Origin of the sequence: Streptomyces sp. NPDC059452 (assembly GCF_042750035.1) — a bacterium.
Taxonomy (GTDB): domain Bacteria; phylum Actinomycetota; class Actinomycetes; order Streptomycetales; family Streptomycetaceae; genus Streptomyces.
In genome coordinates, this window is the sequence record NZ_JBHYVE010000005.1 from 14,386 (window position 1) to 41,014 (window position 26,629).

At 71.8% G+C, this 26,629-nt stretch carries 27 protein-coding genes; 5 read left to right on the forward strand and 22 right to left on the reverse strand.

Going from position 1 to position 26,629, the window contains the following annotated elements:
- Window positions 1-19 precede the first annotated feature (19 nt).
- From ACFW9Z_RS09465 to ACFW9Z_RS09490, 6 genes are all read right to left on the reverse strand, one after another.
- On the reverse strand, window positions 20-889 hold the full coding sequence (locus ACFW9Z_RS09465; protein ID WP_384636884.1) for an amino acid ABC transporter permease: 870 nt from the start codon (window positions 887-889) through the stop codon (window positions 20-22).
- Window positions 886-1,530 (reverse strand): amino acid ABC transporter permease, encoded by a 645-nt coding sequence (locus ACFW9Z_RS09470; protein ID WP_384636887.1) that lies wholly within the window; start codon window positions 1,528-1,530, stop codon window positions 886-888. Before ACFW9Z_RS09470 ends, ACFW9Z_RS09465 begins: the two co-directional genes overlap by 4 nt.
- Window positions 1,531-1,546: 16 nt before the next feature.
- On the reverse strand, window positions 1,547-2,509 hold the full coding sequence (locus ACFW9Z_RS09475; protein WP_384636889.1) for a glutamate ABC transporter substrate-binding protein: 963 nt from the start codon (window positions 2,507-2,509) through the stop codon (window positions 1,547-1,549).
- A gap of 12 nt (window positions 2,510-2,521) precedes the next feature.
- Window positions 2,522-3,265 (reverse strand): amino acid ABC transporter ATP-binding protein, encoded by a 744-nt coding sequence (locus tag ACFW9Z_RS09480; RefSeq protein ID WP_384636892.1) that lies wholly within the window; start codon window positions 3,263-3,265, stop codon window positions 2,522-2,524.
- A 138-nt stretch (window positions 3,266-3,403) separates the two neighbouring features.
- Window positions 3,404-3,844, reverse strand: coding sequence for a DUF6278 family protein (locus ACFW9Z_RS09485; protein WP_384636895.1), 441 nt, complete (start codon window positions 3,842-3,844; stop codon window positions 3,404-3,406).
- Between the two features lie 102 nt (window positions 3,845-3,946).
- Entirely contained in the window at window positions 3,947-5,143 is a 1,197-nt protein-coding gene (locus tag ACFW9Z_RS09490) for an MFS transporter (RefSeq protein WP_384636898.1), read from the reverse strand.
- A gap of 53 nt (window positions 5,144-5,196) precedes the next feature.
- Between ACFW9Z_RS09490 and ACFW9Z_RS09495 the strand changes: the two genes are divergently transcribed.
- Window positions 5,197-5,934, forward strand: coding sequence for an AraC family transcriptional regulator (locus ACFW9Z_RS09495; RefSeq protein WP_384636900.1), 738 nt, complete (start codon window positions 5,197-5,199; stop codon window positions 5,932-5,934).
- A 50-nt stretch (window positions 5,935-5,984) separates the two neighbouring features.
- Window positions 5,985-6,764: an SDR family NAD(P)-dependent oxidoreductase gene (locus ACFW9Z_RS09500; protein WP_384636903.1), complete on the forward strand. Its 780-nt coding sequence runs from the start codon at window positions 5,985-5,987 to the stop codon at window positions 6,762-6,764.
- Window positions 6,765-6,852: 88 nt separating this feature from the next.
- Here ACFW9Z_RS09500 and ACFW9Z_RS09505 read toward each other — a convergent pair whose 3' ends face one another.
- From ACFW9Z_RS09505 to ACFW9Z_RS09555, 11 genes are all read right to left on the reverse strand, one after another.
- Window positions 6,853-7,632, reverse strand: coding sequence for an exodeoxyribonuclease III (locus ACFW9Z_RS09505; RefSeq protein WP_384636906.1), 780 nt, complete (start codon window positions 7,630-7,632; stop codon window positions 6,853-6,855).
- Between the two features lie 42 nt (window positions 7,633-7,674).
- On the reverse strand, window positions 7,675-8,328 hold the full coding sequence (locus ACFW9Z_RS09510) for an MBL fold metallo-hydrolase (RefSeq protein ID WP_384636909.1): 654 nt from the start codon (window positions 8,326-8,328) through the stop codon (window positions 7,675-7,677).
- 12 nt (window positions 8,329-8,340) lie between these two features.
- Window positions 8,341-9,630 (reverse strand): alpha/beta fold hydrolase, encoded by a 1,290-nt coding sequence (locus ACFW9Z_RS09515; protein WP_384637530.1) that lies wholly within the window; start codon window positions 9,628-9,630, stop codon window positions 8,341-8,343.
- Window positions 9,631-10,498: 868 nt separating this feature from the next.
- Complete coding sequence (locus ACFW9Z_RS09520) at window positions 10,499-11,473, reverse strand: SDR family oxidoreductase (RefSeq protein WP_384636912.1); 975 nt, start codon at window positions 11,471-11,473, stop codon at window positions 10,499-10,501.
- A 16-nt stretch (window positions 11,474-11,489) separates the two neighbouring features.
- Window positions 11,490-12,080 carry a TetR/AcrR family transcriptional regulator gene (locus ACFW9Z_RS09525; protein ID WP_384636915.1) on the reverse strand — a complete coding sequence of 197 codons (591 nt, stop codon included), beginning with the start codon at window positions 12,078-12,080 and terminating at the stop codon, window positions 11,490-11,492.
- A gap of 131 nt (window positions 12,081-12,211) precedes the next feature.
- A complete protein-coding gene (locus ACFW9Z_RS09530) occupies window positions 12,212-12,808 on the reverse strand; it encodes a hypothetical protein (RefSeq protein WP_384636918.1) in 597 nt (198 codons plus the stop codon).
- Between the two features lie 148 nt (window positions 12,809-12,956).
- Entirely contained in the window at window positions 12,957-14,123 is a 1,167-nt protein-coding gene (locus ACFW9Z_RS09535) for an ROK family glucokinase (RefSeq protein ID WP_384636921.1), read from the reverse strand.
- Between the two features lie 133 nt (window positions 14,124-14,256).
- Window positions 14,257-15,102, reverse strand: a complete 846-nt coding sequence (locus tag ACFW9Z_RS09540) for an ATP-binding cassette domain-containing protein (protein ID WP_384636925.1) — start codon at window positions 15,100-15,102, stop codon at window positions 14,257-14,259.
- A complete protein-coding gene (locus ACFW9Z_RS09545; protein WP_384636928.1) occupies window positions 15,099-16,145 on the reverse strand; it encodes an ABC transporter permease in 1,047 nt (348 codons plus the stop codon). Before ACFW9Z_RS09545 ends, ACFW9Z_RS09540 begins: the two co-directional genes overlap by 4 nt.
- On the reverse strand, window positions 16,142-17,116 hold the full coding sequence (locus ACFW9Z_RS09550) for a sugar ABC transporter substrate-binding protein (protein ID WP_384636931.1): 975 nt from the start codon (window positions 17,114-17,116) through the stop codon (window positions 16,142-16,144). The genes ACFW9Z_RS09545 and ACFW9Z_RS09550 overlap by 4 nt, the downstream gene beginning before the upstream one ends.
- A 380-nt stretch (window positions 17,117-17,496) precedes the next feature.
- On the reverse strand, window positions 17,497-18,255 hold the full coding sequence (locus tag ACFW9Z_RS09555) for a GntR family transcriptional regulator (RefSeq protein ID WP_384636934.1): 759 nt from the start codon (window positions 18,253-18,255) through the stop codon (window positions 17,497-17,499).
- Window positions 18,256-18,384: 129 nt separating this feature from the next.
- On the opposite strand from ACFW9Z_RS09555, the gene ACFW9Z_RS09560 reads away from it, so the two are divergent.
- Window positions 18,385-19,404, forward strand: a complete 1,020-nt coding sequence (locus ACFW9Z_RS09560) for a Gfo/Idh/MocA family oxidoreductase (protein WP_384636937.1) — start codon at window positions 18,385-18,387, stop codon at window positions 19,402-19,404.
- Window positions 19,405-19,578: 174 nt separating this feature from the next.
- Here the strand turns inward: ACFW9Z_RS09560 and ACFW9Z_RS09565 are convergent, their stop codons facing one another.
- The 4 genes from ACFW9Z_RS09565 to ACFW9Z_RS09580 all read right to left on the reverse strand — a co-directional run bounded on the left by ACFW9Z_RS09565 (window position 19,579) and on the right by ACFW9Z_RS09580 (window position 24,403).
- On the reverse strand, window positions 19,579-20,793 hold the full coding sequence (locus tag ACFW9Z_RS09565; RefSeq protein ID WP_384636940.1) for a cytochrome P450: 1,215 nt from the start codon (window positions 20,791-20,793) through the stop codon (window positions 19,579-19,581).
- Window positions 20,794-20,929: 136 nt separating this feature from the next.
- Window positions 20,930-22,102, reverse strand: a complete 1,173-nt coding sequence (locus ACFW9Z_RS09570) for a cytochrome P450 (protein WP_384636942.1) — start codon at window positions 22,100-22,102, stop codon at window positions 20,930-20,932.
- A gap of 101 nt (window positions 22,103-22,203) precedes the next feature.
- On the reverse strand, window positions 22,204-22,953 hold the full coding sequence (locus tag ACFW9Z_RS09575; protein ID WP_384636945.1) for a response regulator: 750 nt from the start codon (window positions 22,951-22,953) through the stop codon (window positions 22,204-22,206).
- Window positions 22,954-23,182: 229 nt separating this feature from the next.
- The gene (locus tag ACFW9Z_RS09580) at window positions 23,183-24,403 is read right to left on the reverse strand and encodes a sensor histidine kinase (protein ID WP_384636948.1); all 1,221 of its coding nucleotides are present in this window, start codon (window positions 24,401-24,403) and stop codon (window positions 23,183-23,185) included.
- 145 nt (window positions 24,404-24,548) lie between these two features.
- On the opposite strand from ACFW9Z_RS09580, the gene ACFW9Z_RS09585 reads away from it, so the two are divergent.
- The gene (locus ACFW9Z_RS09585; protein ID WP_384636951.1) at window positions 24,549-24,755 is read left to right on the forward strand and encodes a hypothetical protein; all 207 of its coding nucleotides are present in this window, start codon (window positions 24,549-24,551) and stop codon (window positions 24,753-24,755) included.
- Here the strand turns inward: ACFW9Z_RS09585 and ACFW9Z_RS09590 are convergent.
- The gene (locus ACFW9Z_RS09590; protein ID WP_384636954.1) at window positions 24,742-25,713 is read right to left on the reverse strand and encodes a DMT family transporter; all 972 of its coding nucleotides are present in this window, start codon (window positions 25,711-25,713) and stop codon (window positions 24,742-24,744) included. The two genes, ACFW9Z_RS09585 and ACFW9Z_RS09590, sit on opposite strands and share 14 nt — an antisense overlap.
- A gap of 269 nt (window positions 25,714-25,982) precedes the next feature.
- Between ACFW9Z_RS09590 and ACFW9Z_RS09595 the strand changes: the two genes are divergently transcribed.
- Window positions 25,983-26,624, forward strand: a complete 642-nt coding sequence (locus ACFW9Z_RS09595; RefSeq protein ID WP_384636957.1) for a TetR/AcrR family transcriptional regulator — start codon at window positions 25,983-25,985, stop codon at window positions 26,622-26,624.
- Window positions 26,625-26,629 lie beyond the last annotated feature (5 nt).

The following is a 26,629-nucleotide window of genomic DNA, read 5'->3' on the forward strand; positions in this document are numbered from 1 at the left end:
CCGGACGGGCACTGCCCGGCTACTGCCCTCCCGGCAGCAGCTTCCCCGGCTCGGCCGGGGCCACCCCCACCGCCTCCGTCTTCGGATTGCGCCGCTGCCGTCGCGCCACCCAGGTGGCGAACCACGAGAGCAGCATGCACAGGCCGATGTAGATCGGAGAGATCACCATCACGACAGGGATGAAGGGAAGATCGTAGTCCAGGTTCGACGCGATCAGCTTTCCCGCGTGGAGGAATTCCTCGTAGGTGATCAGGTAACCCAGTGAGGTGTCCTTGAGCGCGACCACCAGCTGGCTGATGATGGTCGGCAGCATCGCGCGTACCGCCTGGGGAGCCAGGACGAACGTCGTGACCTGCGTCTTGCGCATGCCCAGGGCGTACGCGGCCTCCCGCTGGCCCCGGTCGACGGAGTTGATCCCGGTCCGGAAGACCTCGGCGAGGACCGAGCCGTTGTAGAGGGTCAGCCCGGCGACCAGGGCGGGCAGCGCCTGGACCTTCAGCGCCACGAAGATGAAGAAGATCATCACCAGCACCGGCATGGCCCGGAAGAACTCGACCAGCAGGGTGGAGATCCAGCGCACCGGGCGGTGCACCGAGAGCCGGCCGACCGCGAGGACCGCGCCCAGGACGAGGGAGAGGACGGCGGCGTACGCGAACGCCTTGAGCGTGTTGCCGAGTCCGCGCAGCAGCAGTTCCTGGATGCCCTTGTAGGCGAAGGGCCGCCACTTCTCGGCGGTGAACTGCTCGGTGTCGAAGAGCAGATAGATGATCCAGCCGACGAGCGCGAGGATCAGGGCCGTCGAGACGATTCCGTAGATGAGGTGCCGTCTGCGGGCCTGCGGGCCCGGGATGTCGTAGAGCGCGGTGGGCGTGGGGGCGGAGTGGGTCATCGTGCGACTCCCCAGCGCTTCTCCATCACGTGGAAGAGCGCACTGATGGTGAGGGTGATGATCAGGTAGCCGACGGCGATCCAGATGAACGTCCAGATGATGCTGTAGCCCAGCTCGTTGAGCGTCCGGTAGGTGCCGAGCAGTTCGGTGACGCTGAACGCCCCGGCGATCGCGGAGTTCTTCGCCAGCGCGATCAGGGTCGAGCCGACCGGCGGGATCACCGAGCGGAAGGCCTGCGGCAGGACCACGTTGCCCAGGGTCTGGCCGAAGCTCATCCCGAGCGTGCGGGCGGCCTCGCCCTGGCCGGTGGGCACGGTGTTGATGCCGGAGCGCAGCACCTCGCAGATGAAGGCGGAGGTGTAGCAGCCGAGCGCCAGGACGGCGAAGAGCTGGAAGGGCAGGACGAGGCCGAACCGGGGCAGGCCGAGGAGGACCGCGAAGAACAGCAGCGTCAGCGGGGTGTTGCGGAGCACGGTCACCCAGACCGTGCCCAGCACCCGCAGCGAGCCGACGGGCGCGACCCGGAAGGAGGCCATGACGAAGCCGAGGACGAGGGCGAGGGCCGAGGAGTAGACGGTCAGCTCGACGGTGCCGAGGAAGCCCTTGCCGTAGAGGGAGAAGTTGTCGGTCAGTACATCCATGGGTGGGGCCGTCCCCTCAGTTCGCCGGGTAGCGGTCGATGGGCGGCGGGGTCGGCGCGGGCACGCCGGAGCGCCCCAGCGTCGCTTCGAACGCCTTCCTCCAGTTGCCGTTCTTCTCGTTGGCCTCCAGCGCGTCGTTGAGCGCTGCCCGCAGCGCGTTGTCGCTGCGCGGTACGCCGATGCCGTACGGCTCCTCGGAGAAGGGCTTGCCGACCACCTTCATCTCGTCGGGCGCCTTGGCCGCGAAGCCCAGCAGGATCGCGTCGTCGGTGGTGACGACGTCGACCTGGTAGGTCAGCAGGTTGTCGACGCAGATCGAGTACGTGTCGTAGGCGACGAGCACCGCCTTGGGGTAGTCCTCGGCGATCCGCTGGTAGGGCGTGGAGCCCGCCGCCGAACACACCGTCCTGCCGTCCAGGTCCTGGGGGCCCTTGATGTCGTTCTCGTCGGTGCGCACCAGGAGTCCCTGACCGGCCATGTAGTAGGGCCCGGCGAAGCCGACGAGCTTCTTGCGCATGTCGTTGATGGTGTAGGTGCCGACGTAGTAGTCGATCTGGCCGTTCTGGAGAGCGGTCTCGCGGTTCGCGGAGGCGATGGTCCGGAAGCGGATGGTGTCCGGTTCGAAGCCGAGCGAGGCCGCCAGCATCCGGGCGATCTCGATGTCGAAGCCGGAGTAGACGCCGCTGGCCGGGTCCTTCTCGCCCAGGTAGGGCTGGTCCTCCTTGGCGCCGACGACCAGGTAGCCGCGCCGCTCCGCCTTCCGCCAGGTGGGCGATGCGGGCAGGTCGAAGCCCTGGGCCACCTGGTAGACGGGCAGTGCCTCGGGCGCCGGTCCCTTGACCGGCGGGCTGCCGTCCTTGCCGCAGGCGGCGGCGAGCACGGTGAGCAGGAGGCCGACCACGAGGGCCGCGCTCCGGCCGTACGTGGGGTGGCGCGGGCGGCCGCGGTCGCGCGTGCGGTCGCTGGGGGTACGCAACATGGGAGCCTCCCGTCAGTGCTTGAGGATCTTGGACAGGAAGTCCTTGGCGCGGTCGCTCTCGGGGGCGGTGAAGAAGTCCTCCGGGGTGCGGTCCTCGATGACGCAGCCGTCGGACATGAAGACCACACGGTTGGCGGCGGACCGGGCGAACCCCATCTCGTGGGTGACCACGACCATCGTCATCCCGTCCCGGGCGAGCTGCTGCATGACCTCCAGCACCTCGTTGATCATCTCCGGGTCGAGCGCCGAGGTGGGCTCGTCGAAGAGGAGCGCCTTGGGGTCCATGGCCAGGGCGCGGGCGATCGCCACGCGCTGCTGCTGGCCGCCGGAGAGCTGGGCGGGGAACTTGTCGGCCTGGGAGGCGAGGCCGACCCGCTCCAGCAGCTCCCGGGAGCGCCGGTCGGCCTCCTCCTTCTTGCGCTTGCGGACCTTGATCTGGGCCAGGGAGACGTTGGCCAGCACGGTCTTGTGGGCGAAGAGGTTGAACGACTGGAAGACCATGCCGACTTCGGCGCGGAGCTGGGCCAGGCCCTTGCCCTCCTCGGGGAGGGGTCTGCCGTCGATCAGGATGGAGCCGGACTCGATGGTCTCCAGTCGGTTGACCGCCCGGCAGAGGGTGGATTTCCCGGAGCCGGAGGGGCCGATGACCACCACCACCTCCCCGCGGCCGACGGTGAGATTGATGTCCTGAAGTACGTGCAGCTCTCCGAAGTGTTTGTTGACGTCCCTCAGTTCGATCAACGGATCGACGGCCATGCGCTGCCCTACCCACTTGTCGCTGTGTCGAGGTCAGCGCAAACTATCCATCGCAAAAAGGGACTTCGCACCCGACACGCGTAAATGGCGCAAAAGGCTGTTTATCTCCATTGCGGCCCGAATCTCGGCCGCCGGGGCTCAGTTCTCGGCCGACTCCGCATAGACCTGGGAGAGTTCGGGGCTGCCCGACATCGCCCAGTCCAGTCCGGCGGTGACGACATCGATCTCCCGCCCGGACTCCAGCCTCACCACGGGCTGCCCGCTCGGCCAGATGTCCCAGGTGGCGCCCGGAACGGTGCGCACGAGGACAGTGCCCAGATAGAGGCCCGCGTCATTGCCCAGCCAGGGCAGCTCCTCGGCATCGTCGCGCCAGCGGGGCGGCAGCTGGTCGAGCGCGGCCAACGAGGCGGGGGTGTCGTCGAGTTCGAGTCCTTGCTGCCCCGCCCGGACACGCAGCAGTTCGCATTCGGCGAGCAGTTCGGCCACACCGTCGGGATCCGCCTCGACGGCGGCCGCGAGCGCGTGCGCCTGCGTACCACCCTGACGCTTACGCCAGTTGTCCAAGAAAGGGATGTTCATACCACTAGGGTCCCACCCCTGCCCGGCTGCGCACCACAGGGCGCGCGGCGGTTCGCCGGTGCGGTGCCTTCACCTCCGGGCTGGGCGACCAACAGGGACATTTCAGCCACCGGCCGACGTGCTGCCCGCGCTGGTGCGGACCGCTCCGAGCGGGGCGCCCGGCAGGGCCGGTTCCTCGATGGTGCGGAGCAGCAGCCAGCTCAGGGCGGGCATCGCGATCAGCGGCATCAGGGCGGTCTGGAGGGACGTGGCGTCGGCCAGGCGTCCGATCAGGGGGCTGAACAGGCCGCCGATACTGATCGTCAGGCCCAGGGTGATGCCGGAGGCCGTACCGGCACGGCTGGGCAGGTAGTCCTGTGCCAGGGTCACCTGGAGCGAGAACGGGATGTACAGGCCTGCCGAGGTCAGGGCGACGAACACATAGAGGGCCGGGCCCGGCACCAGGACGAGTCCCGCCACAGCGGCCACGGAGAGCAGATAGGACCCGCGCACTACGGTGACGCGGTCCCGGCGCTCGGCGAGACGGCCGCCCAGGACGGTGCCGACCGCGCCGCCGAGGTAGAGCACGACCAGGGCCGCGGTCCCGGCCGCCACGCCGCCGCCCGTCCGCTCGCGCACGTAGAACGAGATGAAGGCGCTCAGTCCGACGAAGACGATCGACCGGCAGACCACGGCCAGGGCCAGCTTCACGAACGAGGCGATGTCGTCGGGGGCCGTGGGTGCTCCGGCCGGGTCCGGGGAGCCGGACGTCACGCGCTCCAGGCCGCGCAGGACGGGCAGGGTGAGCAGGCTGCCGACGAGGGCGGGGAGCACGAGCAGTGGGGTCAGCTTCAGACCGCCCACGCCGACGGCCACGGCCACCAGGACGGGCGCGAAGGCGAAGCCCAGGTTTCCGCCCAGCGAGAACCAGCCCATCGCCGTGTGGCTGCCCCTGCTCACGATCCGGGCGACCCGGGCGGATTCCGGGTGGTACGCGGCCACGCCGATCCCGCCGATCCCCACGAAGAGCAGGGTCAGCGCGTACGAGCCGGTGAGCCCGCTCACGGCGATCCCCGAGCCCGCGACGAGGGTGCTCACGGGGAGCAGCCAGGGCATGGCCCGACGGTCGGTCGCCACCCCGAAGAGGGGCTGGGCCACGGAGGAATGCAGCGACGCGGCCAGCACGATTCCGGAGGCCGCGGCGTAGGTGTAGGCGCGTTCCGCGACGAAGTACGGGACGAGCGCGGCCACCGCGCCCTGGTAGACGTCGACGCAGGCGTGCCCGATGGACAGCAGAGTGATCGCTTTGTTTTTCGCCACGCAGCCATCGTCGCCACGCATCCGCTGTCGAACTTCCGATATAAAGACAACCCATGACGGAGATCCGCCATCAGCCGGTCGCGCCGACCCGGACCCAGTGGCTCTCGGCGGGGTCGGACATCGATGCCCACCGCCACGAGGACCATCAGATCGTCTATGCCGCGCGTGGCGTCCTGGCCGTCACCACCGACGCCGGCACCTGGATCGCGCCGGCCAACCGGGCCATCTGGGTCCCGGCCGGAACCGTGCACGCCCACCGCGCCCACGGGGCGCTGGAACTGCGGCTGCTCGGTCTGCCCGCGACGGAGAACCCGCTGCGGCTGGACACACCGACCGTGCTGACCGTGAGCCCCCTGCTGCGGGAGCTGATCCGGGCCTGCACCGACGCCCCGGACGACGGCAGTCCGGAGCGCCGGCGTCTGCGGGCCGTGCTGCTGGACCAGCTGGCGGCCTCGCCGCAGCGGCCGGTCCATCTGCCGGCCCCCACCGACAGCCGCCTCGCCCGGATCTGCGACATCCTGCGCACCGACCCCGCCGACCAGCGCACCCTGGACGTCCTGAGCAAGGAGGCCGGTGCCAGCGCCCGCACGCTGTCCCGGCTCTTCGCCGCCGAACTGGGCATGACGTTCCCCCAGTGGCGCACCCAACTGCGCCTCTACGAGGCCCTGGTCCTGCTGGCGGAGGACACCCCGGTGACCACCGTGGCGCACCGCTGCGGCTGGGCGTCGGCCAGCGCGTTCATCGACGTCTTCCGCCGGGCGTACGGCCACACCCCGGGCAGACACCGCTAGGGACTTCCGCCCCTTGATCATGTCCACAACCGGACCCTTAGGATGCGAACATGAGTGCGCAGACGTATGTGTCGGAGCTGTTCTCGCTGACCGGCCGGGTCGCCGTGGTGACCGGGGGCAGCTCAGGGATCGGGCGGGGCATCACCGACGCCCTCGCCCGGGCCGGGGCGAGTGTGGTCGTGGTGGCCCGGCGGGAGGCCGGGCTGAAGGCGACCGTCGGCGAGCTGGAGGCCGAGGGGTGCCGGGCGGCCTGGGTGAGCGCCGATCTGGGGACCGCCGAGGGTGTGCGTACGGCGGCCGAGGGGGCCGTCGAGGCCTTCGGGGAACCGGACATCCTCGTCAACTGCGCCGGGATCAACCTGCGTCCGCCGTTCGGTGAGCTCGGCGAGGACGTCTGGGACACCACGATGGCGGTGAACCTCAAGGCGCCGTTCCTGCTGGGGCAGCGGTTCGGCCCCGGGATGGCCGAGCGGGGGTACGGGCGGATCATCCACATCACCTCGCAGCAGGCGCATCGGGCCTTTGTGAACAGCGGTGCGTACGGGGTGTCCAAGGGCGGCCTGGAGTCGCTGGCCCGCTCCCAGGCCGAGGCGTGGTCACCGTACGGCGTCACCGTGAACACCCTGGTCCCGGGGTTCGTTCCGACGCCGCTCAACACACAGCTCTCCGCCGACCCGGAGAAGGTCGCCGCGCTCGCCGCCCGCACCCTGGTCGGCCGCAACGGGCTCGTGGAGGACTTCGCGGGGGCGGCGGTGTTCCTCGCGGGGCGGTCCTCCGCGTACGTCACCGGGCAGTCGGTCTTCGTGGACGGCGGGTTCTCGGTGCACTGAGCCCGCCGCCGCCCTTCCCCGGGCCGCCCGCAGCGGCCCGGGACTTCCCCTGTCCGCCCGACAGCGGCCCGGGCTCGGCGGCTCGCCCTCAGAGGTCGAGGTCCACCACCACCGGGGCGTGGTCGGAGGCGCCCTTGCCCTTGCGCTCCTCGCGGTCGACGTAACTGTCCTTGACGGCGGCGGTGAACGGGGCGTTGCCGAAGGTCAGGTCGATCCGCATGCCCTTGTTCTTGGGGAAGCGCAGCTCCCGGTAGTCCCAGAAGGTGTACGCGCGGTCGTACTTGAGCGGACGGGGCACCACCTCGCCCAGCCCCTCCCCCTCCAGGGCCGAGAGGGCGGCGCGCTCGGCGGGCGTGACGTGCGTGGCGCCCTCGAAGAGCGCCGGGTCCCAGACGTCCTCGTCGGTCGGGGCCACGTTGAAGTCGCCCAGGACCGCGAACGGCGACGCCCCCGCCGCGTCCGCCGCCACGGCCTTCCGCAGGGCCTCCAGCCAGACCAGCTTGTACGCGTAGTGCGGGTGCTCGACCTCCCGGCCGTTGGGGACGTAGACCGACCAGAGGCGGACGGGACCGCAGGTCGCGGAGATCGCGCGGGGCTCCTCCACCCCGTCGTACTCCGGGCCGCCGGGCAGCCCGGTGACGACATCGGCGAGGCCGACCCGGGAGAGCAGCGCGACCCCGTTCCACCGGCCCGTGGCATTGACGGCGGACTCGTACCCCGCCTCGCGCAGGGCTTCGGCGGGGAACTGCTCGGCCGTGCACTTGGTCTCCTGGATGCACAGCACATCGGTGCCGCTGCTCTCCAGCCAGGCCAGCAGCCTCGGCAGCCGGGCGGTGATCGAATTGACGTTCCAGGTGGCGATGCGCATGGCAGTAAACCTAGCGGCTCCCACTGACAGCGGCCGCCGGGCTCACAGTTCCGTGACGCCTCCCGGGGCCAGCCGGCCGTGGTCCGCGCCGCCGAGGGCGCCGATCTGGTTGTCGTAGATCGGCCGCGCGAGATCGGTCAGCAGGGCGTCGTGGACATCGATGGCGCGCCGCGGCTTCACCTCGCGTACGTAGTCGATGACCTCGGAGATCTTGTTCCAGGGGGCCATCACCGGCAGCAGCAGGGTGTCCACAGGGCGCTCGGGGACGGTGAGCGCGTCGCCGGGGTGGAAGACCGAACCGTCCACCAGGAAGCCGACGTTGGTGATCCTCGGGATGTCCGGGTGGATCACCGCGTGCAACTCCCCGTGCACGGTGACGTCGAACCCGGCCGCCGAGAACGCGTCGCCGTCGCCCACGGTGTGCACGCGCCCCGGGAAGGCGGCCGAGAGCTGGTCCGCCACGCTCCGCAGCGTCCAGACCTCCGCCGCCGGATTGGCCTCAAGACCCGCCCGCAGCCGCGCCTCGTTGAAGTGGTCCGGGTGCTCGTGCGTGACCAGGAGTACGTCGGCGCCCAGAGCCGCGTCGTCCTCGGAGAAGCCGCCCGGGTCGATGACCAGGACGCGCCCCTCCTTCTCGATCCGCACGCAGGAGTGGGTCTTCTTGGTGAGCGTGAGTCCCTCGGGAGATGCGTTCATGGGTCCATCCTGCTATGCGGGCGGGGTGGTTTCCTCCTGGATCACGGACTGCGCGATCGTGAAGGCGGCCCCGGCGGCCGGGATGCCGCAGTAGACGGCGCTCTGGAGCAGAACTTCCTTGATCTCGGCGGGTGTCAGACCGTTGCGCAGAGCGGCCCGGGTGTGCGCGGCCAGCCCCTCCAGGTGGCCGGAGGCGACGAGCGCGGTGAGGGTGATGCAGCTGCGGGTCCGGCGGTCGAGCCCGTCCCGGCTCCAGACCTCGCCCCAGGCGTACCGGGTGACCAGCTCCTGGAAGTCCTCGGTGAACGCGTCGGCCGAGGCGTTCACCGCGTCGACGTGGGCGTCCCCCAGCACCTCGCGGCGCACCTTCGTGCCCTGCTCGTACCGGTCGGCCCGCTCCGTCCCGGCGGCCTCGGGTGCGACGGGTGCCGCCGCGATCTCGGCGACGGGCGAGAACGGGGTGGCGGGCGTGGCCGGTCCGGGGACGAGCGGCGGTACGGGGAGGGCTGCGGGCGCCTCCTGCCAGGCGGCGGAGAAGTGCGTCACCAGCAGATCGCAGACGGCCGCGGGCTGCTCGACCGGGGCCAGGTGCGAGGCGCCGGGGACGAGCGCGAGGCGGGCGTCCGGTATCCCGGCGACCAGCGTGCGCGCCTCGGCCGGACCGGTGACCTGGTCCTCCGCGCCGACCAGGACCAGCGTCGGGACGCCGATCCGGCCCAGGTGGTCGCGGATGTCGAAGGCCGCCAGCGCCTCGCAGGCCGCGATGTAGCACCCGGGGTCGGTGGTGCGGACCATCTGTACGGCCCACTCCACGATGGCGGGCTGCGCGGCGGCGAAGCCGGGGGTGAACCAGCGCTCCGGCGTGGTACGGGCCATCGGCTCCAGGCCGTTGGTGCGGACGATCACCCCGCGCTGCCGGAACTCGTCGGCGGTGCCGAACCGGGGCGAGGAGGCGACGAGCGCCAGCGAGGCGACCCGGTGCGGATGGCGCAGGGCCAGGTCGGCGCCGACCGCCCCGCCGATCGAACAGCCCGCGTAGCCGAACCGCTGCACCCCGAGCCCGTCCAGCGTCACGAGCAGCCGGTCCGCCAGCTCGGCGACGGAGTGGGCCGCGTGGGCGGGGGCACCGCCGTGGCCCGGCAGGTCGTAGCGGAAGACCCGCCAGTGCTGGGACAGCTCGGGTATCTGACGATCCCACATATGCCAGGTCGTCCCGAGGGAGGGCCCGATCACCAGAACGGGAGCGTCCTCGGGACCGTCGAAGCGGTACTGAAGGAGCCCGCCGGTCTGCGGCCCCTGCACCACCCCAGGCCCGGCAGCGGGTTGCGACCCCTGCACCACCGGACCGCCGGGCTGCACGCCGCCGATGCCTTGGGGCTGCTGGGGCTGCTGGGGAGTCTGCGGCTGGGCGTACTGCGGGCCGGGGCCTGTCGGCACGTGAGGCCGGGCGGGGGCCGCCTGCGGAGCCTGTACGTCGTGTACGTCGGCGAACTGGGGGCCGGGTGCGGGCTGGGGCTCAGGGGAGTGCGGGCCGGGCGCGGGCTGGGCGTGCGGAGCCGCTGTGGGCTGCGGCTCAGGGAACTGCGGGCCGGGTGCAAGCTGCGCGTGCGGGCTCGATGCGGGCTGCGGGTCAGGGAACTGCGGGCCGGGCCCAGCCTGCGCATGCGGTCCCGGCGCAGGCTCGGCGTACTGCGGCCCGAGCGTGGGCTGCCCAGGCGCGGCGGGTATTTGATGCGGAGCCGGACCGACCGGCTGCAGACCCGGGGCGACCGGCTGTGGGGGCGGGGTGACCGACTGCGGCGGGTGACCGGCCGCAGGCCCCGGGGCCTGCGCGTACGGCTGCCCGGGCACAGGCCGGGGAGCCGGGGGCAGAGGCAGGATCACCTCGTCCTGCGGGGGCTCGGGATCGGCCGTGCGCGGGGGCCGGGCGGGCTGCGGGGTCGTCTCGCTCAACTCACTCACTCGCTCCAGGGTAGTGAGCGGCCCGCCCGCTCCCCGGGCAGGGGGTCGCCGCGGAGGCCGCCCACGCGCCGGGAGCCGCCGGAGGGCCGTCCCGAGCGCGGGCGGGGCCGTCATCGGCCCGAGCGCTCGGGACGGCCGCGCTCCGGACTCCGTACCCCGGCCGGACGCGGATCGGGCGCCCTCCGGCACTCCTACGCCGAGGCAGCCGTCAGCGGAAGTCGGCGGCGTGGTCGCGCGCCCACGTGGCGTACGGGCGTGCGGGCCGGCCGGTCACCGCGTCGGCGGTGACCTCCCCCGGGGTCGCCCCGGGTTCCGCCTGCTCCTCCTGAGCCTCGCCACCCTCGTACCCCGACTCACCGGAGCCACCGGAGCCGCCGGAGCCGCCGGGGTCCGACTCGGCACCGGGGTCCGACTCGGCACCGGAGTCCGACTCGGCGCCAGGGTCCGACTCGGCGCCGGAGTAGTCCTCGTAGCCGAAGAGGAAGTCGGCATTGGCCGCGGCCCAGCCGCCCTGTGCGTGGTAGAAGGCGCGGGCCTCGGCCGCGGTCACCGTCTCGATGCGGACCTCTTCACCGATGGCCTCGGCGATCGCGGCCACCTTCTCCCGGTTGGTCACCTCCTGCGGCCCCGAGAGGGTGTAGGCGACGCCCGCGTGCCGGTCCTCGACGAGCGCGGCGGCCACGACGTCGGCGATGTCCCACTCGTGGACCGGGGTGCCGGCGCTGTCGGGGTACGGATCGACGACCGTACGGCGGGCCCGGACCGAAGGCCCCCACATGTGCAGGGAGTTGACGGCGAACTCGCCGGGCCGGACATGGGTCCACTCCACGCCGGACGCCTCCACGGCCCGCTCGACGGGCAGGTGGAAGTCGGTGTCCCAGCCTGCGGTGACGGCGGCGGAGGAGAGCACGACGATCCGGCGCACCCCCGCCTCCACGGCCAGGTCGACCACCTCCTGGGCCGTCTCCGGCACCGGGAAGAGGAACAGCTTCTCGACCCCGGCCAGGGCCTCCCGGACCGTTCCCGGCCGCTCCAGGTCGCCCGCGAGGACCCGCGCCCCGGCGGGCAGCCCGGCACGGTCCGGCCTGCGGGTCAGGGCCCGTACGTCCTCACCTGCCTTGAGCAGTTCCCCGACCACATGCCGCCCCACACTCCCGGTCGCACCGGTCACCAGGATCGTCACTGCGCCCCACGTCCCCTCAGCTCTGCGTTCGGATGCCGTTCTCGAGCATGCGCATGACCGCGACGGCGACTCCGTGCCGCGGCAGGACGCCGCGCCCGGCCGCATCGCACCCGGCGTAGACCAGCGCCCACAGGGTGTCCTGGACCCACTGCACGGCCAGGTCCGGGGCGAACACCCCGTCCGCCTGACCGCGCTCGATCAGGCCGGTCATCATCCGGGACACGGAATCCGGCCCGTCGCCCGCCTCCTCGTCGCCCTCGCCGAAGTCCTCAAGGACCCTGGAGTCGCCGTACAGGAACACCATCCGGTCGCCCGTGTCCACCATCGCCGCGACCAGTCGGCGCAGGGCCTCCAGGGGAGGCCCCTCGTCCACGGCCGCGTCCTGGATCGACTGCTGGATCACCAGGTAGGCGTCGGCCACGGCCGCCTTGACCAGGACGTCCCGGTCGGGGAAGTAGCGGTGCAGCGTACTCCGCCCCACCTCGGCCGCCTCGGCGATGTCGGCGAGCGTGGCGGCCCGGTCCCGGGCCAGCACCTCGGCGGCCGCGCCGAGGATGGCGCGGCGTGTGCGACTTCGCGTTCCGGACTCCATGGATGCGCTGCTCATGTGCCAAAGCTAGCAGCCACACACCCGATAAGGAAAATTCTCATGCCATTTTGGCACGCCAGTGTTCCATTTTTAAATCCCAGAGTGCCCCTAGGGCAGTTCAGGGGCGGGAGCGGGGAGACCCGCCCCGGTCAGGGGGTCGCTGCCGATACGACGTAGATGACCGGGCTGGCCGGGTCGGTCATGTTGACCGTGATGGTCTGGGTGGGGCGCGGCTTCTTGTTGCTGTGGGTGACGCTCGCCCAGTTCTCGTTCGGGCCGAAGTACCAGCCGGTGATGTTGATGTCCCGGGAGTTGATGTTGACGACGCCGGGTTCCAGGGCCGCGCGGCCGGTGCCGACGCCGGTCAGGAAGCGGTCGAGACCGGCGGAGGTCGTCCGGAACTTCGCGTACATCCGGCTGGCCTTCCAGTTGTTCGTCTCGTAGTACTGGACGCCGACTGCGTTGCCGGGGATCGGGATCTCGAAGATCCGGCGCTGCATACGGGAGGGCCAGCCCTCACGGAGCCCCAGCGCCGCCGCCTCGGCCTCCTTGTCCTTGCCGGAGCGGCGGCTCTGGCCCGCAGAGATCAGCAGGTACCCGGCGGGGATGCCGATCAGCAGCACGATGATCGTGGCGGTGATGAACCGCCGCTTGAAGACCCGTCGGCGGTCCTCGGGCGGCTTACCCCCGCCGTCGCCCGGCGTATCGGACTGGGGCGGCACCACGGAGTGGTCGGCTGCGATCATGATCAGGTGGTCCCTCGTGCTGCGGAGCGGAGTACGGAGGCGTGGACGCCGGTCGGATACGGGCCCGGGGCCCGGGCAGGCTTCGAGCGTACGGAGTCGGGAACGGCTCCGGGTACGGAAGCTGGGACGCCGGGCGGGCGGCCGCGGTTCAGTCGGCCGTACGGGTCGAACGGGTGTTGCGGATCGTGCTCGCCGCCTGGTCGTAGATCTGGGCGTACCGCTCGTAACGCTCGACGCGGCGCCGGTTGGCCCGGCGGAAGCGGCGGGCGACCAGCCGGGCCAGGTCCGCGGCGCCGACCATACCGGCCTCGGGGCCGAGCTGCGCCTTGGCGATCCTGGCCTCGGGGCGGTAGCCGCGGCCGGTGAGGTGGCGTTTGAAAGCGTCCCGGGCGGGGTTGATCAGGAGGTCGTCGGCGGCGCTGACGCCCCCGCCGATGACGAAGCAGGAGGGGTCGAGCGCGGCGGCCAGGTTGGCGATGCCGACGCCGAGCCACTGGCCGATGTCCTGGAGGAGCTCGATGCACATGGCATCGCCCTCGCGGGCCAGTTCGGTGATGAGGGGCCCGGTGATGTCGGAGACGTTCCCCTTCACCCGGTCCAGCAGATAGTGCGCGACCGGGGAGTCGGCGGCGGCCAGCTCCCGGGCCTCGCGGACCAGGGCGTTGCCGGAGCTGTACTGCTCCCAGCACCCCCGGTTGCCGCAGGGGCAGCGGTGGCCCGAGGGCACGACCTGCATATGGCCGAACTCACCGGCCACCCCGTACTTGCCGCGCTTGACCTGGCCGTCCTCCAGGATCGCGCCGCCGATCCCCGTACCGAGCGTGATCATGACGAGGTGGTCCTCGCCCCGGCCCGCACCGAAGCGCCACTCCGCCCAGGCGGCGGTGTTGGCGTCGTTGTCGACCATGACGGGGACGACGAGGCGGGAGGCGATGGCGTCGCGCAGGGGTTCGTCGCGCCAGGCGAGGTGCGGGGCGAACAGGACCTTGGAGCGGTCGGCGTCCACCCAGCCCGCCGCGCCGATGCCCACCGCGTGGACGTCGTGCCGGTCGGAGAGGTCCAGCACCAGCTCGACGATGGTGTCCTCGACGACCTTGGGGCTCTTGGACTTGTCGGGCGTCTCGGTGCGCAGCTGCTCCAGGATGTTGCCGTCGGCGTCGACGACGCCCGCCATCACCTTCGTACCGCCGATGTCGATCCCCACGGTGGGGACGCGGGGGGCGGTCAGGTGCGAGCGGCGTTCCTTGGTGCCTACGGTCTTGAGGACGGTGGCGCGGGCGGAGCCGCGGTCGGCGAAGTCGCGGTACGTGCTCATCGTCCCTGCGGGGTCTGGGGGGCCGGCCGGCTCTCGCGCCCGGCGGCGGACGGCGCCCGCCGGGCTCGATTCTGCCACTGCCGGACCCCGGGGACCGTCGCCCGGGGTCGGCCGCGCCGGGGCGGGTCGCCGGTCAGGATCCTTCTTCGGTCGCCGCGGATGTGCCCGGGAGGGTGGGGGCCGGGGTGCGTTCCAGCTCGTGGCTGAGCTCCTCCAGCTCGCTGCCGCCCGCCATCTGCCGGGTCAGTTCGTCGAGCGTGATGTCGTCCTTGGTGTGGCTGCCGGACATCGCGCCGCGCTTGAGGAGGACGAACCGGTCGCCGACGAGATGGGCGTGGTGCGGGTTGTGCGTGATGAGGACGACACCGAGCCCGGCGTCGCGGGCGGCCGCCACGTACTTGAGGACGACGCCGGACTGCTTGACGCCGAGCGCGGCGGTCGGCTCGTCGAGCACCAGGACCTTGGCGCCGAAGTAGACGGCGCGGGCGATGGCCACGCACTGGCGCTCACCGCCGGAGAGCGTGCCGATGGGCTGGTCGACATCGCGCAGGTCGATGCCCATGCGGAGCAGTTCCGTACGGGTCGTCTCCCGCATCTTCCGGACGTCGAGGCGCTTGAAGGGGCCGAAGCCGGTGGTGGGCTCGGAGCCGAGGAAGAAGTTCCGCCACACCGGCATCAGCGGGACGACGGCGAGGTCCTGGTAGACGGTGGCGATGCCCCGGTCCAGGGCGTCGCGCGGGTTGGCGAGGGTCGTCTCCTCCCCCTCGATCAGGAAGCGTCCGGCGTCGTGCCGGTGCAGCCCCGCGATGATCTTGATGAGGGTGGACTTGCCCGCGCCGTTGTCACCGAGGACACAGGTGATCTCGCCCGCGTGGACCTCCAGCGAGACATGTTCCAGGGCCTTGATGTTGCCGTAGAACTTCGACACGTCGTCCAGCTCGACCAGCGGGCCCGCACTCTTCTCGGACGTGGCCGTCATGTCGTCGCCTCCGCGCGCTTGCGCACCCATGCGTTGAGCAGGGTGGCCAGGAGCAGCATCGCCCCCAGGAAGAATTTGAACCAGTCCGGGTTCCACTCGGCGTAGACGATGCCCTTGCTGGTCATGCCGAAGATGAAGGCACCGACCGCCGAGCCGATCGCGGAGCCGTAGCCGCCGGTGATCAGGCAGCCGCCGATGACGGCCGCGATGATGTACGTCAGCTCGTTGCCGACGCCCTCGCCGGACTGGACGACGTCGTAACTGAAGAGCAGGTGCTGTCCGGAGACCCAGGCGGCGAAGGCGACGCCCAGGTAGAGCCCGATCTTGGTACGGATGACGGGGACGCCGACCGCGCGGGCGGCGTCGGCCTCGCCGCCGACGGCGAAGATCCAGTTGCCGAAGCGGGTCCGGAGCAGGATCCAGGTCGCGAGCGCGACGAGCGCCACCCACCACAGGATCGTCACCTTGAACTCGACGCCGCCGAGGGTGAGCGTCGAGGCGAACAGGGCGCGGGCCGACTCGAAGCCCTCCATGTCACCGATGGCCTTGGTGGAGACCGTGCCGCTGATCAGCTTGGTGAAGCCCAGGTTCAGGCCGGTCAGCATCAGGAACGTACCGAGCGTGATGATGAAGCTCGGCAGTTTGGTGCGGGTCAGCATGAACCCGTTGAACGCGCCGATGGCGAGCGTGACCAGCAGCGACACGAAGACGCCGACCCAGACGTTGGCCGTCATCTGGTAGCTGAACATGGACGAGATCAGCGCGGAGCTGGTCACCAGGACACCGGCGGAGAGGTCGAACTCGCCGCCGATCATCAGCAGCGCGACCGGGGCGGCCATGATGCCGAGGACCGAGGCCGCGTACAGCACGGTCCCGAAGCTGGAGGCCTGGAGGAAGCTGTCCGCGACGATCGCGAAGAAGAGGAAGACCGCCACCGCGCCGACGACCGAGCCGAGCTCGGGGCGGCCGAGCAGCTTGCGCAGCGGCGAGGTGTGGACGAGGCGTTCGTCCAGCTGCTCCGGGGCGGCGGTGGAGCCGCTCATCGGGTGCCCCGCTTGGTGTAGTCGGCCAGGGCGTCCGCGTCGTCGGCGGTGATGATCTGCGGGCCGGTCAGGACGGGCTGCCCGCCGCCGAGGACGTTGAGGTTGGAGCGGTAGAGCCAGAGCAGGTCGACGGCCTGGTACCCCTGGAGGTAGGGCTGCTGGTCGACGGCGAAGCCGAGCTTCTCGGTCTGGAGGCCGGTGGCGACCTTGGCGTTCAGGTCGAAGGTGTTGATCTCGGCCTTGCTGCCCGCCGTCTGCTTGGCCTGGACGGCGGCGTCGGCGAAGGGGGCACCGAGGGTGACGACCGCGTCGATGCTCTTGTCGGACTGGAGCTTGGCCTCGATGGACGCGGTGACGTCGGGCATGTTGGTGCCGTCGACGTACAGATTCTGCATCGTGCCGTCGAAGGTCTTCTTCGCCCCGGCGCAGCGCTGCTCGTGGCCCACGTTGCCCTGCTCGTGCAGGACGCACAGCGCCTTCTTGCGGTCCCGCTCGTTCAGCTCGTCGCCGACGGCCTCACCGGCGATCGTCTCGTCCTGGCCGATGTGGGTCAGGGCGCCGAACTCCTTGGACTCGGCGGAGCCGGAGTTCACGGTGACGACCGGGATGCCCGCCTTGACGGCCTTGGCGACGACGGCCTTCATGGCGGCGGGCTTGGCCAGCGAGACGATCAGCCCGTCGACCTTCTTGTCGATCGCGGTCTGGACGAGCTGGGCCTGCTGGTTGGCCTCGTCGTTGTGCGAGTAGAGGAAGTTGATGTTGTCCTTGACGGCCGCCTGCTCGGCGCCCTTCTGGACGATGTCCCAGAAGGTGTCGCCGTCGCCCGAGTGGGTGACCATGGCGAAGGTCCAGCGGGGCGTGTTCACCGCGGCCCGCCCCTCGGCGGCCTCGGCCGCGCGCTCTTCCGCCCGCTTGCCGCCGGTGCTGCTGCATCCTGCGGCTGCCAGCACCACTGCCAGCACGGCGCCCATCGCGCGTACCCCTGTCCGAACCCTTGCCACGACGCCGTGCCCTTCTCCTGCTGGTCGCTGTGCGCTTGACCGGGCCGGGGGTGTAGGGCCCCGGGCCGACTGCCCAGTATCCCCGAGCGGCGGCCGGATGCGCCCGGGGGGCTCGTCCCCAGCCCGTCGGGCTTGCTCTGAGCCGTCGGGCTTGCTCTCAGCCCGTCCGGCGTTTGAGGACGGAACCGTCGACGTGGGGAGCGGTCGTCCTCGGGGGACCCGTGCCCCAGGATCCTCTGCCTGCGAGCCCACCCACGCAAGGGTTCCGTCCTCAAACGCCGGACGGGCTGGAGTGAGCGCCCCCGCACGGGCGAGACGAGGTAGGCCCCGGACGGGCTGGATCAGGCGGCTCAGGCGCGGGCCAGGAGCTGGAAGTCGAAGGTGTAGCGCGAGGCCCGATAGACGTGGGAGCCGAACTCCACCGCACGCCCCGTGTCGTCGTACGTCGTACGCTCCATCGTCAGCAGCGGCGCCCCCGCCTCCTCCCCCAGGGCCCGCGCCTCCCCCACCGTGGCTGCCCGCGCGCCGACCGACTGACGGGCGCTGTGCAGCGTGATCCCCGAGGCCCGCATCATCCGGTAGAGCCCGGTGGACTCCAGCTCCCGGTCCGGGAGGTCGAGCAGGTCCGGGGGCAGATGGTTGCGCAGGAGGGCCATCGGCTCGTCGTGGGCGTAGCGCAGCCGCTCGACGAGGTGGACCTCGGTGCCCTCGGGGAGCCCGAGCGCGGCGGCGATCTCGGCGGTGGCCGGTTCCTTGGCGGTGCGCAGCACCTTGGTGGCGGGGCGCTGCCCGGCCGCCTCCAGGTCGTCGTAGAGCGAGCTGAGCTCCAGCGGGCGGCGGACCTGGCTGTGCACCACCTGGGTGCCGACGCCCCGGCGGCGCACCATCAGCCCCTTGTCGACGAGCGACTGGATCGCCTGACGGACGGTGGGGCGGGAGAGGCCGAGGCGCGCGGCGAGCTCGATCTCGTTGCCGAGCAGGGTGCCGGGCGGCAGGAGGCCCTGTTCGACGGCGGCCTCCAACTGCTGCGCAAGCTGGAAGTAGAGCGGCACCGGGCTGGTGCGGTCCACGCTCAGCGGCAGCGGCTGCTCGGCTCCTTGTGCGGTCACGGGGCGAGCGTAGTTCGCTTGTCCGGACAAAGCCATGGCGTGCGGGAGCGGAACCGCCGGTCGACGCGACTGCCCTTTGTCAGGACAAACGCTTGACATGATGACCGGGCGAACGCCACCTTGGGGCCCATGCGCATCGGACTGATCGGAACGGGACGGATCGGCACGTTCCACGCGGAGGTGCTGAGCCGCCACCCCGCCGTGGACACGCTGCTGCTGGCGGACGCCGACCCGGAGCGGGCCGCGGTGACCGCCGCGCGGACGGGGGCGACGGCGGTCGCGGTGGACGAGCTGTTCACCGGCGGGGGCGAGGCGGGGGGCCCGCTCGACGCGCTGGTGATCTGTTCGGCAACGGCGGCCCACGCGCCACTGATCGCCCGCGCCGCCCGGGCCGGACTGCCCGCGTTCTGCGAGAAGCCGATCGCCCTGGACCTGCCCGGCACGCTGGGCGCCCTCGCGGAGGTCGAGGCGGCGGGCAGCATCCTCCAGCTGGGGTTCATGCGCCGCTTCGACGCCGGGTACACGGAGGCGAAGACCGCCGTACGGGAGGGACGACTCGGGCGGCTGCACACCATCCGGGCCACCACCTCCGACCCCGCTCCCCCGCCCGCCGACTACCTCCCGCTCTCCGGCGGGCTCTACCGGGACTGCCTGGTCCACGACTTCGACATCCTGCGGTGGGTGACGGGCCGCGAGGTGAGCGAGGTGTACGCCACCGGGTCGGACGCCGGGCCCGCGATGTTCCGGGAGGCGGGTGACGTGGACACGGCTGCCGTCCTGCTCACCCTGGACGACGGAACGCTCGCCACCGCCACCGCGACCCGCTGCAACGGCGCCGGGTACGACGTCCGCATGGAGCTGGCCGGTGAGCTGGACCAGATCGCCGTCGGCCTGGACGACCGTACGCCGCTGACCTCGGTCGAACCGGAGGGCCCGGGCGCCCCGCCGAAGCCCTGGCCCGGATTCCTGGAACGGTTCGCCCCGGCGTACGAAGCGGAGCTGGACGCCTTCCTCCGGGTCGCCCGGGGCGAGCTGGCCAACCCCTGCGACGGCCGCGAGGCCCTGCACGCGCTGCGGATCGCCGAGGCCTGCGAGATCTCCCGCCGCGAACGCCGCCCGGTGACGATGACGGAGATCCCGGGCGAGTGAGACGGGGTCCCGACGGGTGGCTGAGGCCGGGGCCCGGGCGCCCGAGGCTGAGACGGGACACCTACCACGCCGGGGCCGGGTTCGACTCCCGTACAGCGTCCACCACTCCGGGGCCGGGCCCCACCCCCGTACGACGTCCACCACTCCGGGGCCGGGCCCACCCCCGTACGGCCCCTACCACCCCACCGGCAGGCTCAGCGGCCCCCGCATCAGCATGCCGGTACGCCACTCCAGCGTGGCCGGGTCCTCGGTCAGCCGCAGCTCCGGGCAGCGCTCCAGCAGCGACCGGATGGCGACCCGGGCCTCGATCCGGGCCAGCGGGGCGCCCAGACAGTAGTGGATGCCGTGCCCGAAGGCGATATGCCCCCGGGCGTCGCGGGTGATGTCGAAACGGGCCGCGTCGGGGTAGCGGACGGGGTCCCGGTTGGCGTCCGACATCGCGACGAGGACCAGTTCGCCGCCGCCGGGGATCACCGTCCCGCCGATGTCGACCGGTTCGGTCGTGAAGCGGTACGTGGGTGTCTCGACGGGTCCCTCGAAGCGCAGGATTTCCTCCACCGCCCCATCGATCAGCCCGAAGTCGGCTCGCAGGGCCGCGAGTTGGTCGGGGTGGGCGAGCAGGTTGTGCACACCGTTGGTGATGAGGTTGACGGTGGTCTCATGACCGGCGACGAGCAACAGCCAGGCCATGCCCATCAGTTCGTCGGCGGAGAGCCGGTCGCCGTCCTCGTCGGCGGTGTGGATCAGCGCGCTCATCAGGTCGTCACCGGGCTGCGCCCGCTTGTCCTGGAGCAGCCGGGCCAGATAGGCGGCCATCGCCCTGGTGGAGGAGTCGCGCTTCGAGACGTCGACCGCGGAGACGGCCTGGTTGGACCACTCGCGGAAGGCCGTCCGGTCCAGGAACGGCACACCGAGCAGCTCGCAGATGACGTTCATCGGCAGCGGGTAGGAGAGCGCCTCGACGAGATCCGCCCGCCGGCCGGGCGCCGCGAGCATCCGGTCCAGCAGCTCGTCGGTCATCTCCTGGATGCGCGGGGCGAGTTGCTCCATCCGGCGCGGGGTGAACTCGCGGGCGACGAGTTTGCGCAGCCGGGTGTGGTCGGGGGCGTCGCTGCTGAGCATGGAGGTGCCCGCGGAGACCTTAGTGACGCCGAGGGCGGGCGAGGCCTTGGCCCACTGTTTGGAGAGCCGCTGGTCGGCGAGGAGCTCCCGCCCGGCCTCGTACCCGACGACGAGCCAGGCGTGGGTGCCCTCGGGGATGCGGACCCGGTGGACCGGGCCCCTGGCCCGTAAGGCGGCGTAGACGGGATACGGGTCACGGGTGAAGTCGTCACCGAGCGCGGCGAGATCGACCAGGCCCTCGGCCTCTGTGGTTGCTTCGGCGGTCAACGGGTGCCCCTTCCATACGAGTTGCGGAAACACGTTCCGTACGAGTTGCGGATGCGGATTCCCTACGAGCCATGCGGATGCGGATTCCGTACGAGCAGTGAGGACGATTCCGTACGAGCGGTGGAGACGGGCAGCCCTACCAGCGCACCGGCAGCCGCCGCACCCCGCGCATCAGCAGGCCGGGCAGCCACTCCGGTTCGCCGCCCGCCGGGTCGCGGGAGAGCTCCGGGCAGCGCTCCAGCAGGGCCCCGATCGCGATGCGCGCCTCCATGCGGGCCAGCGGGGCGCCCAGACAGAAGTGCACCCCGTGACCGAAGGCCAGGTGCCCCTGGGGGGCGCGGCGGATATCGAAGGTGTCCGGGTCCTCGAACCGCTCCGGGTCCCGGCCGCCCGAGGCGAGGGCGACGAGCACCGGCTCGTCGTGCGGGATCACGGTCGAGCCGACCGTCACCTCCTCACGGGTGAAACGGAAGGTGGCGGTCTCCACCGGGCCGTCGTACCGCAGCATCTCCTCCACCGCCCCGTCCAGCAGCCCGGGATCGGCGCGCAGCAGGGCGAGTTGGTCCGGGTGGTCCAGCAGGGCCCGGACCCCGTTGGAGATCAGGTTGACGGTGGTCTCGTGTCCGGCGACGAGCAACACGAAGGCCATGCCGACCAGTTCGTCGGCGGAGAGCCCGTCGCCGCCCTCGTCGCGGCTCCTGATCAGCGCGCTCAGCAGATCGTCGCCCGGCGAACTCCGTTTGTCCTCGATGAGTTGGACGAGGTAGGCGCCCATCGCGCCGACCGCGTCGGCCTCCCGCTGGGCCGGGGTCGGGGTGACGACGCCGTTCGACAGCGTACGGAAGGTGTCCCGGTCGATGTCGGGTACGCCCAGCAGCTCGCAGATGACGGTCATCGGCAGTGGGAAGGCGAGCGCGTCCACGAGGTCGGCGGAGCCGGCCGGGACCATCGCGTCGAGCAGCTCCGTGGTGATCTCGGTGACCCGGGGGCGCAGCGCCTCGATGCGGCGGGCGGTGAACTCCCGGGCGACGAGCCTGCGCAGCCGGGTGTGGTGCGGGGCGTCGAGCTGCAGCATGTTGGCGCTGATCGGGGTGGCCTCGGAGGCCCAGCGCCCGGTGGTCCGCCAGTCCTTGCCGAACCGCTGGTCGGCGAGGACCGAGCGGGCCTCCTCGTAGCCGACGACCAGCCACAGGCGCTCCATGTGCTCGGTGCGCACCGCGTGCACCGGCCCCTCGGCGCGCAGCTTGGCGTAGTACGGGTAGGGGTTCGCCGTGAAATCCGGCAGATCCCGCAGATCGAGCACAGCCATCGTGGTCAGCCCCCTCTTCCGGTCCGGACCACTCAGCGTAGGGCCGGTCGGATCCGCTCGGCGTAAGTCGGTCCGGATCGGTCCGGACCGCTCCGGACCGCTCAGCGTGGGCCGCCGCCCTCCTCACCGTCCGGGTCGAGCAGTCCGGCATCGTGGACCAACAAGGCGATCTGGACCCGGTTGTTCAGGCCGAGTTTGGCGAGAATCCGCGAGACCTGGGTCTTGACGGTGGCGACGCTGAGGTACAGCGCGCCCGCGATCTCGGCGTTGGAATGCCCGCGCCCGACGGCGACCGCCACCTCCTGCTCGCGCTCCGCCAGCTCCGCGAACCGCTTGCGGGCCCGCGCGGTCCGGTTGGTGCGCTCGTCCTGCGCCCCGCCCGCGGCCCGGGCCATGAGCTGCCGGGTGACGGCGGGCGAGAGCACCGGGTCCCCGGCCGCGACCCGGAGGACCGAGTCCACGATCAGGGCGGGCGGGGTGTCTTTCAGGACGAATCCCGCCGCTCCGGCGCGGATGGCGCGCAGGACCTGTTCGTCGGCGTGGAAGGTGGTGAGGACGACGACTTCGGGCGCGTCGGGGCGGCGGCGCAGCTCCTCGGTCGCGGTGAGCCCGTCCATGCCGGGCATGCGGATGTCCATCAGGACGACATCGGGGCGCAGCCGTTCGACCAGGGCGGCGACCTCGCCGCCGTCCGCGCCCTCCCCCACGATGTCGATGCCGTCGGCCCCGCCGAGCATCAGGGTGAGCCCGGCCCGCACGAGCGGGTCGTCGTCGACGATGAGCAGCCGGACGGGCGGGTCGGCCGGGGGCGGGGAGGACGCCGGGGGGTTCGGGGACGACGGGGTGTTCATGACGGCCACCGTAACGAGCGGGCCCGGGACGCCGTACGGCACCGCCCCACGCCGGACACGCCGCCGCCCGGCTGCCACCGCCCGCGCCTCCTGCGGCGGGCCGGGTCCACGGCAGCCGGAGCACTCCCCGTCACACGGGCCACGCCAGCCGGAGCACTCCTCATCACACGGACCACGCCCCCCGAACCACTCCCCATCACACAGGCCACGCCCCCCGAACCACTCCTCATCACGCAGGCCACGGCAGCCGGGCCCGGACCACGAAGCCGCCGTCCGGCGTGGGGCCGTGCTCCAGGCGGCCCCCGGCGAGCGTGGCGCGTTCGGTGAGGCCGATGAGCCCCTGGCCGGAGCCGGGCACCCGTTCGAAGGGTTCGGTGGGGGCCGGGTTCGCCACCTCGATGGTGAGCCCGTCCCCGGGGCCGCCGGTCACCGTGACGGTGACCTCGGTGCCGGGTGCGTGTTTACGGGCGTTGGTCAGGCACTCCTGGGCGATGCGGTACACCGTGCGGCCGGTGGCGGCGGGGGCGTCCGCCGGGGCGGCGACGCGCTGGTCCACGGTCACCTTCATGCCCGCCTGCCGGGACTCCTCGATGAGCGCGTCCAGGGTCGTGAGGGTGGGCTGCGGCCGCTCGCCCTCGCCGGTCTCCCCGGGCCCGCGCAGCACGCCGATGATCTCCCGCAGGTCCTGGAGCGCCTCGTGGGCGCTGTCCCGGATGACCCCGGCGGCCCGGGCGATCTCGGCCGTGGGGGCGTCGGGCCGGAACTCCAGGGCCCCGGCGTGGACGCTGAGGAGGGTGAGCCGGTGGGCGAGGACGTCGTGCATCTCGCGGGCGATGGCCTCCCGGGCCAGCCGCTGGGCCTGTTCGGCGCGGAGTTCCGCCTCGGCCTCGGCCCGCCGGGCCCGTTCGCGCAGCGTGAGCACGAGCTGGCGCCGGGAGCGTACGACCATGCCCCAGCTGAGCACCAGCAGGACGAGCAGGACCCCGATGATGGCCGAGGCGACGAAGGAGGTCGCCGGGTCGGGGCGCAGCAGGGGCTGGAGCGGAGCCACAATCAGCGCACCCGCGCCGACGACCGCCACCGCCGGTTTGAAGGGGCGGTGGACGGCCAGGCTGAACAGCGCCACCATCAGGGCCCCGGCGGCGACGGGCTCGACGATGCAGACGACGGTCAGGGTGACGGCGAGTGCGACGGGCCAGCGCCGCCGGAGCCAGAGCGCGCAGCAGGCCGCCGCACCGACCACCGAGTCCACGACCACGACCACGTCCGCCGTGGTGTCGTCGGCGTCGATCGCGGCGAGGACGAGCAGACCGAAGAAGGCCGCGCAGAGGAAGGCCGTGATGTCGACGGCCCAGTCCCGCACGGTCCGCCGCCTCCGGGCCCGGTCGCCGGGCAGCTCGGGATCGGCCATCGCCGACGGAAGCAGCCAGCGGTACTCGGTACGCGTCATATCGACAAAGCTACGCAACTGGCCACCCGGAGCGGGGGCGGTGCCTCCGGGAAACGACCAAAGTCGCCCGGCGGGCTACTTTCGTCGCGGCGGAGGCGACCCGCGGCCGACGCGGCGGGCGCGGGCCCGCCGTCAGGCTCGGCGTATGAAGAAACTCATTGAGGCGGTCGGGTTCATCATCCTGCTCCAGGGCATTGGCGGGCTGGTGTACGAGTGGACGGGGTGGCTGCGGCTGTGGACGCTGGCACGGCACATCGACTTCTTCGGTGACCGCGCGCTGTTCGTCAGCATCGTGCTGATCGTGACGGGGTTCGCGATCATGATCGCGCCGGACGCGATCAGGAAGCAGTAGCGCCCGCTTCTCCGCCCCCGGCCCGGTCCCGGTCCGCGCTGCGGCGCCCCCACGCGGTGCCCGCCAGGACGAGGACGGCCCCGGCCACCCCGAGGACGCCGAGCCGTTCGCCGCCGAGGCCGATGCCGACGGCGGCCGCCCAGAGCGGTTCCGTACCGAGCAGCAGGCTGACCCGGGACGGCGAGGTGCGGCGTACGGACCACATCTGTACGAAGAACGCGAACAGCGTGCAGAACACGGAGAGGAAGACCAGCCCCGCCCACTCCCGGGGCCCGAAGTCCGCCGCCACACTCCACGGGGACGCGCCCGTCCCCGGAAGAGCGGCCAGAACGACGAAAACGGCGACCGCGCTGCCGAGCTGGACGGTGGTCAGGGAGAGCGAGTCCGCCGACCGGACCGCCTTGATCCGGGCCATGGCCAGGACGTGGGCGGTACGGGCGAGGGCGGCGAGCAGCATCAGCAGGTCGCCGCCCGAGGGGCTGGTGAAGCCGCCGCCCTGGGTCAGCAGGATCACCCCGGCGACGGAGAGCCCGGCCGCGGCGACGAAGGAGGCCGGGGGCCGGACCCGGGTCACGGCAGCTTCGGCGAGCGGCGTGAAGATCATGGTGAGGCTGATGATCAGCCCGGCGTTGGTGGCCGAGGTGTGGACCACCCCGTACGTCTCCAGCAGGAAGATCCCGCTCAGCATCAGGCCCAGCAGCCCGGCCCCCCGCCACTGCGCGCCGGTCAGCGCCCGCAGCTTGCGCCACCCTGCCACCACCAGAACGGGCAGCACGATCGCGAAGCGCAGGACGAGGACGGCGATGACGGTGTGGGTGGTGGTGATGCCCTTGGCGGCGAGATAGCTGGCGCCCCAGACGGCGGCGACCGCGAGCACAGGCAGATCGGTCAGCCAGGCCCGGCGGGACGGGACGAGGGCGGGGACGGGGACGGGGACGGGCGCAACGGCAGCGGACACCTTCGGTGCTCCTGGTTCTCCACAGCGGGACAGATGGTGGAGACCTCACCGGCTCACACGCGGAACGATCACGCTACGCGCCGGGCGCGGCGGAAGGGAACACCTGTCTCACGGGCCGGATCCCGCCCGGATCGTCCACCGGTATCGCCCGTGGTCAGGGGCGGACGCGCCGGTGAACGGACCACCGGGCCGGGAGGCAGGTGGTCCGGCGCCCCCTTCGACCCTCTCTAGAATGACGCCTCGATAACTCTGAGGTACGGAGTGGTCACATGGCGGCAGTACGCCTGGACGGGCGGGTCGAGCGGGGCAACCAGACGCGGCAGCTGATCCTGGGGCGCGCGGTGCAGATCGCCTCGGTGGAGGGGCTGGAAGGCCTCTCCCTGGGGCGGCTGGCGACCGAGCTGAAGCTCAGCAAGAGCGGTGTGTTCGCCCTCTTCGGTTCGAAGGAGGAGCTCCAGCTCGCCACGGTACGCGCGGCGGTCGCGGTCTACGTCGACCATGTGCTGCGCCCCACCCGCTCGGTCCCCCCGGGGCTCGGCCGGGTCTGGCGGATGTGCGACGCGTGGATCACGTACTCCCGGGAGCGGGTCTTCCGGGGAGGCTGCTTCTTCTACGCCGCCACCGCCGAGTTCGACGCCCGCCACGGCAAGGTGCACGACGCCCTGGCCTCCGCGCAGACCGGCTGGGTCACCTTCGTGGAGGAGACGATCGAGGAGGCACGGGCCACGGGCGAACTGGCCGGGGACACCGACGTACGGCAACTGGCCTTCGAGGTGATCGCCTTCCTGGAGCTGGCCAACGCGGAGTCGGTACTGCAGAACAACAGCCTGGGGTACGCCAAGGCGACACGGGCAATCCAGGCGAGACTGCGGGCGGCGGCGACGGAAGGTACGACGCTGCCAGCGCTCTGAGCTTC

Coding starts and splice junctions, on each gene's coding strand:
- ACFW9Z_RS09465 (WP_384636884.1), bottom strand. CDS start 889: ATGACCCACTCCGCCCCCACGCCCACCGCGCTCTACGACATCCCGGGC.
- ACFW9Z_RS09470 (WP_384636887.1), bottom strand. CDS start 1,530: ATGGATGTACTGACCGACAACTTCTCCCTCTACGGCAAGGGCTTCCTC.
- ACFW9Z_RS09475 (WP_384636889.1), bottom strand. CDS start 2,509: ATGTTGCGTACCCCCAGCGACCGCACGCGCGACCGCGGCCGCCCGCGC.
- ACFW9Z_RS09480 (WP_384636892.1), bottom strand. CDS start 3,265: ATGGCCGTCGATCCGTTGATCGAACTGAGGGACGTCAACAAACACTTC.
- ACFW9Z_RS09485 (WP_384636895.1), bottom strand. CDS start 3,844: ATGAACATCCCTTTCTTGGACAACTGGCGTAAGCGTCAGGGTGGTACG.
- ACFW9Z_RS09495 (WP_384636900.1), top strand. CDS start 5,197: ATGACGGAGATCCGCCATCAGCCGGTCGCGCCGACCCGGACCCAGTGG.
- ACFW9Z_RS09500 (WP_384636903.1), top strand. CDS start 5,985: ATGAGTGCGCAGACGTATGTGTCGGAGCTGTTCTCGCTGACCGGCCGG.
- ACFW9Z_RS09505 (WP_384636906.1), bottom strand. CDS start 7,632: ATGCGCATCGCCACCTGGAACGTCAATTCGATCACCGCCCGGCTGCCG.
- ACFW9Z_RS09510 (WP_384636909.1), bottom strand. CDS start 8,328: ATGAACGCATCTCCCGAGGGACTCACGCTCACCAAGAAGACCCACTCC.
- ACFW9Z_RS09525 (WP_384636915.1), bottom strand. CDS start 12,080: ATGAGCAGCGCATCCATGGAGTCCGGAACGCGAAGTCGCACACGCCGC.
- ACFW9Z_RS09530 (WP_384636918.1), bottom strand. CDS start 12,808: ATGATCGCAGCCGACCACTCCGTGGTGCCGCCCCAGTCCGATACGCCG.
- ACFW9Z_RS09535 (WP_384636921.1), bottom strand. CDS start 14,123: ATGAGCACGTACCGCGACTTCGCCGACCGCGGCTCCGCCCGCGCCACC.
- ACFW9Z_RS09540 (WP_384636925.1), bottom strand. CDS start 15,102: ATGACGGCCACGTCCGAGAAGAGTGCGGGCCCGCTGGTCGAGCTGGAC.
- ACFW9Z_RS09545 (WP_384636928.1), bottom strand. CDS start 16,145: ATGAGCGGCTCCACCGCCGCCCCGGAGCAGCTGGACGAACGCCTCGTC.
- ACFW9Z_RS09550 (WP_384636931.1), bottom strand. CDS start 17,116: ATGGGCGCCGTGCTGGCAGTGGTGCTGGCAGCCGCAGGATGCAGCAGC.
- ACFW9Z_RS09560 (WP_384636937.1), top strand. CDS start 18,385: ATGCGCATCGGACTGATCGGAACGGGACGGATCGGCACGTTCCACGCG.
- ACFW9Z_RS09570 (WP_384636942.1), bottom strand. CDS start 22,102: ATGGCTGTGCTCGATCTGCGGGATCTGCCGGATTTCACGGCGAACCCC.
- ACFW9Z_RS09575 (WP_384636945.1), bottom strand. CDS start 22,953: ATGAACACCCCGTCGTCCCCGAACCCCCCGGCGTCCTCCCCGCCCCCG.
- ACFW9Z_RS09580 (WP_384636948.1), bottom strand. CDS start 24,403: ATGACGCGTACCGAGTACCGCTGGCTGCTTCCGTCGGCGATGGCCGAT.
- ACFW9Z_RS09585 (WP_384636951.1), top strand. CDS start 24,549: ATGAAGAAACTCATTGAGGCGGTCGGGTTCATCATCCTGCTCCAGGGC.
- ACFW9Z_RS09595 (WP_384636957.1), top strand. CDS start 25,983: ATGGCGGCAGTACGCCTGGACGGGCGGGTCGAGCGGGGCAACCAGACG.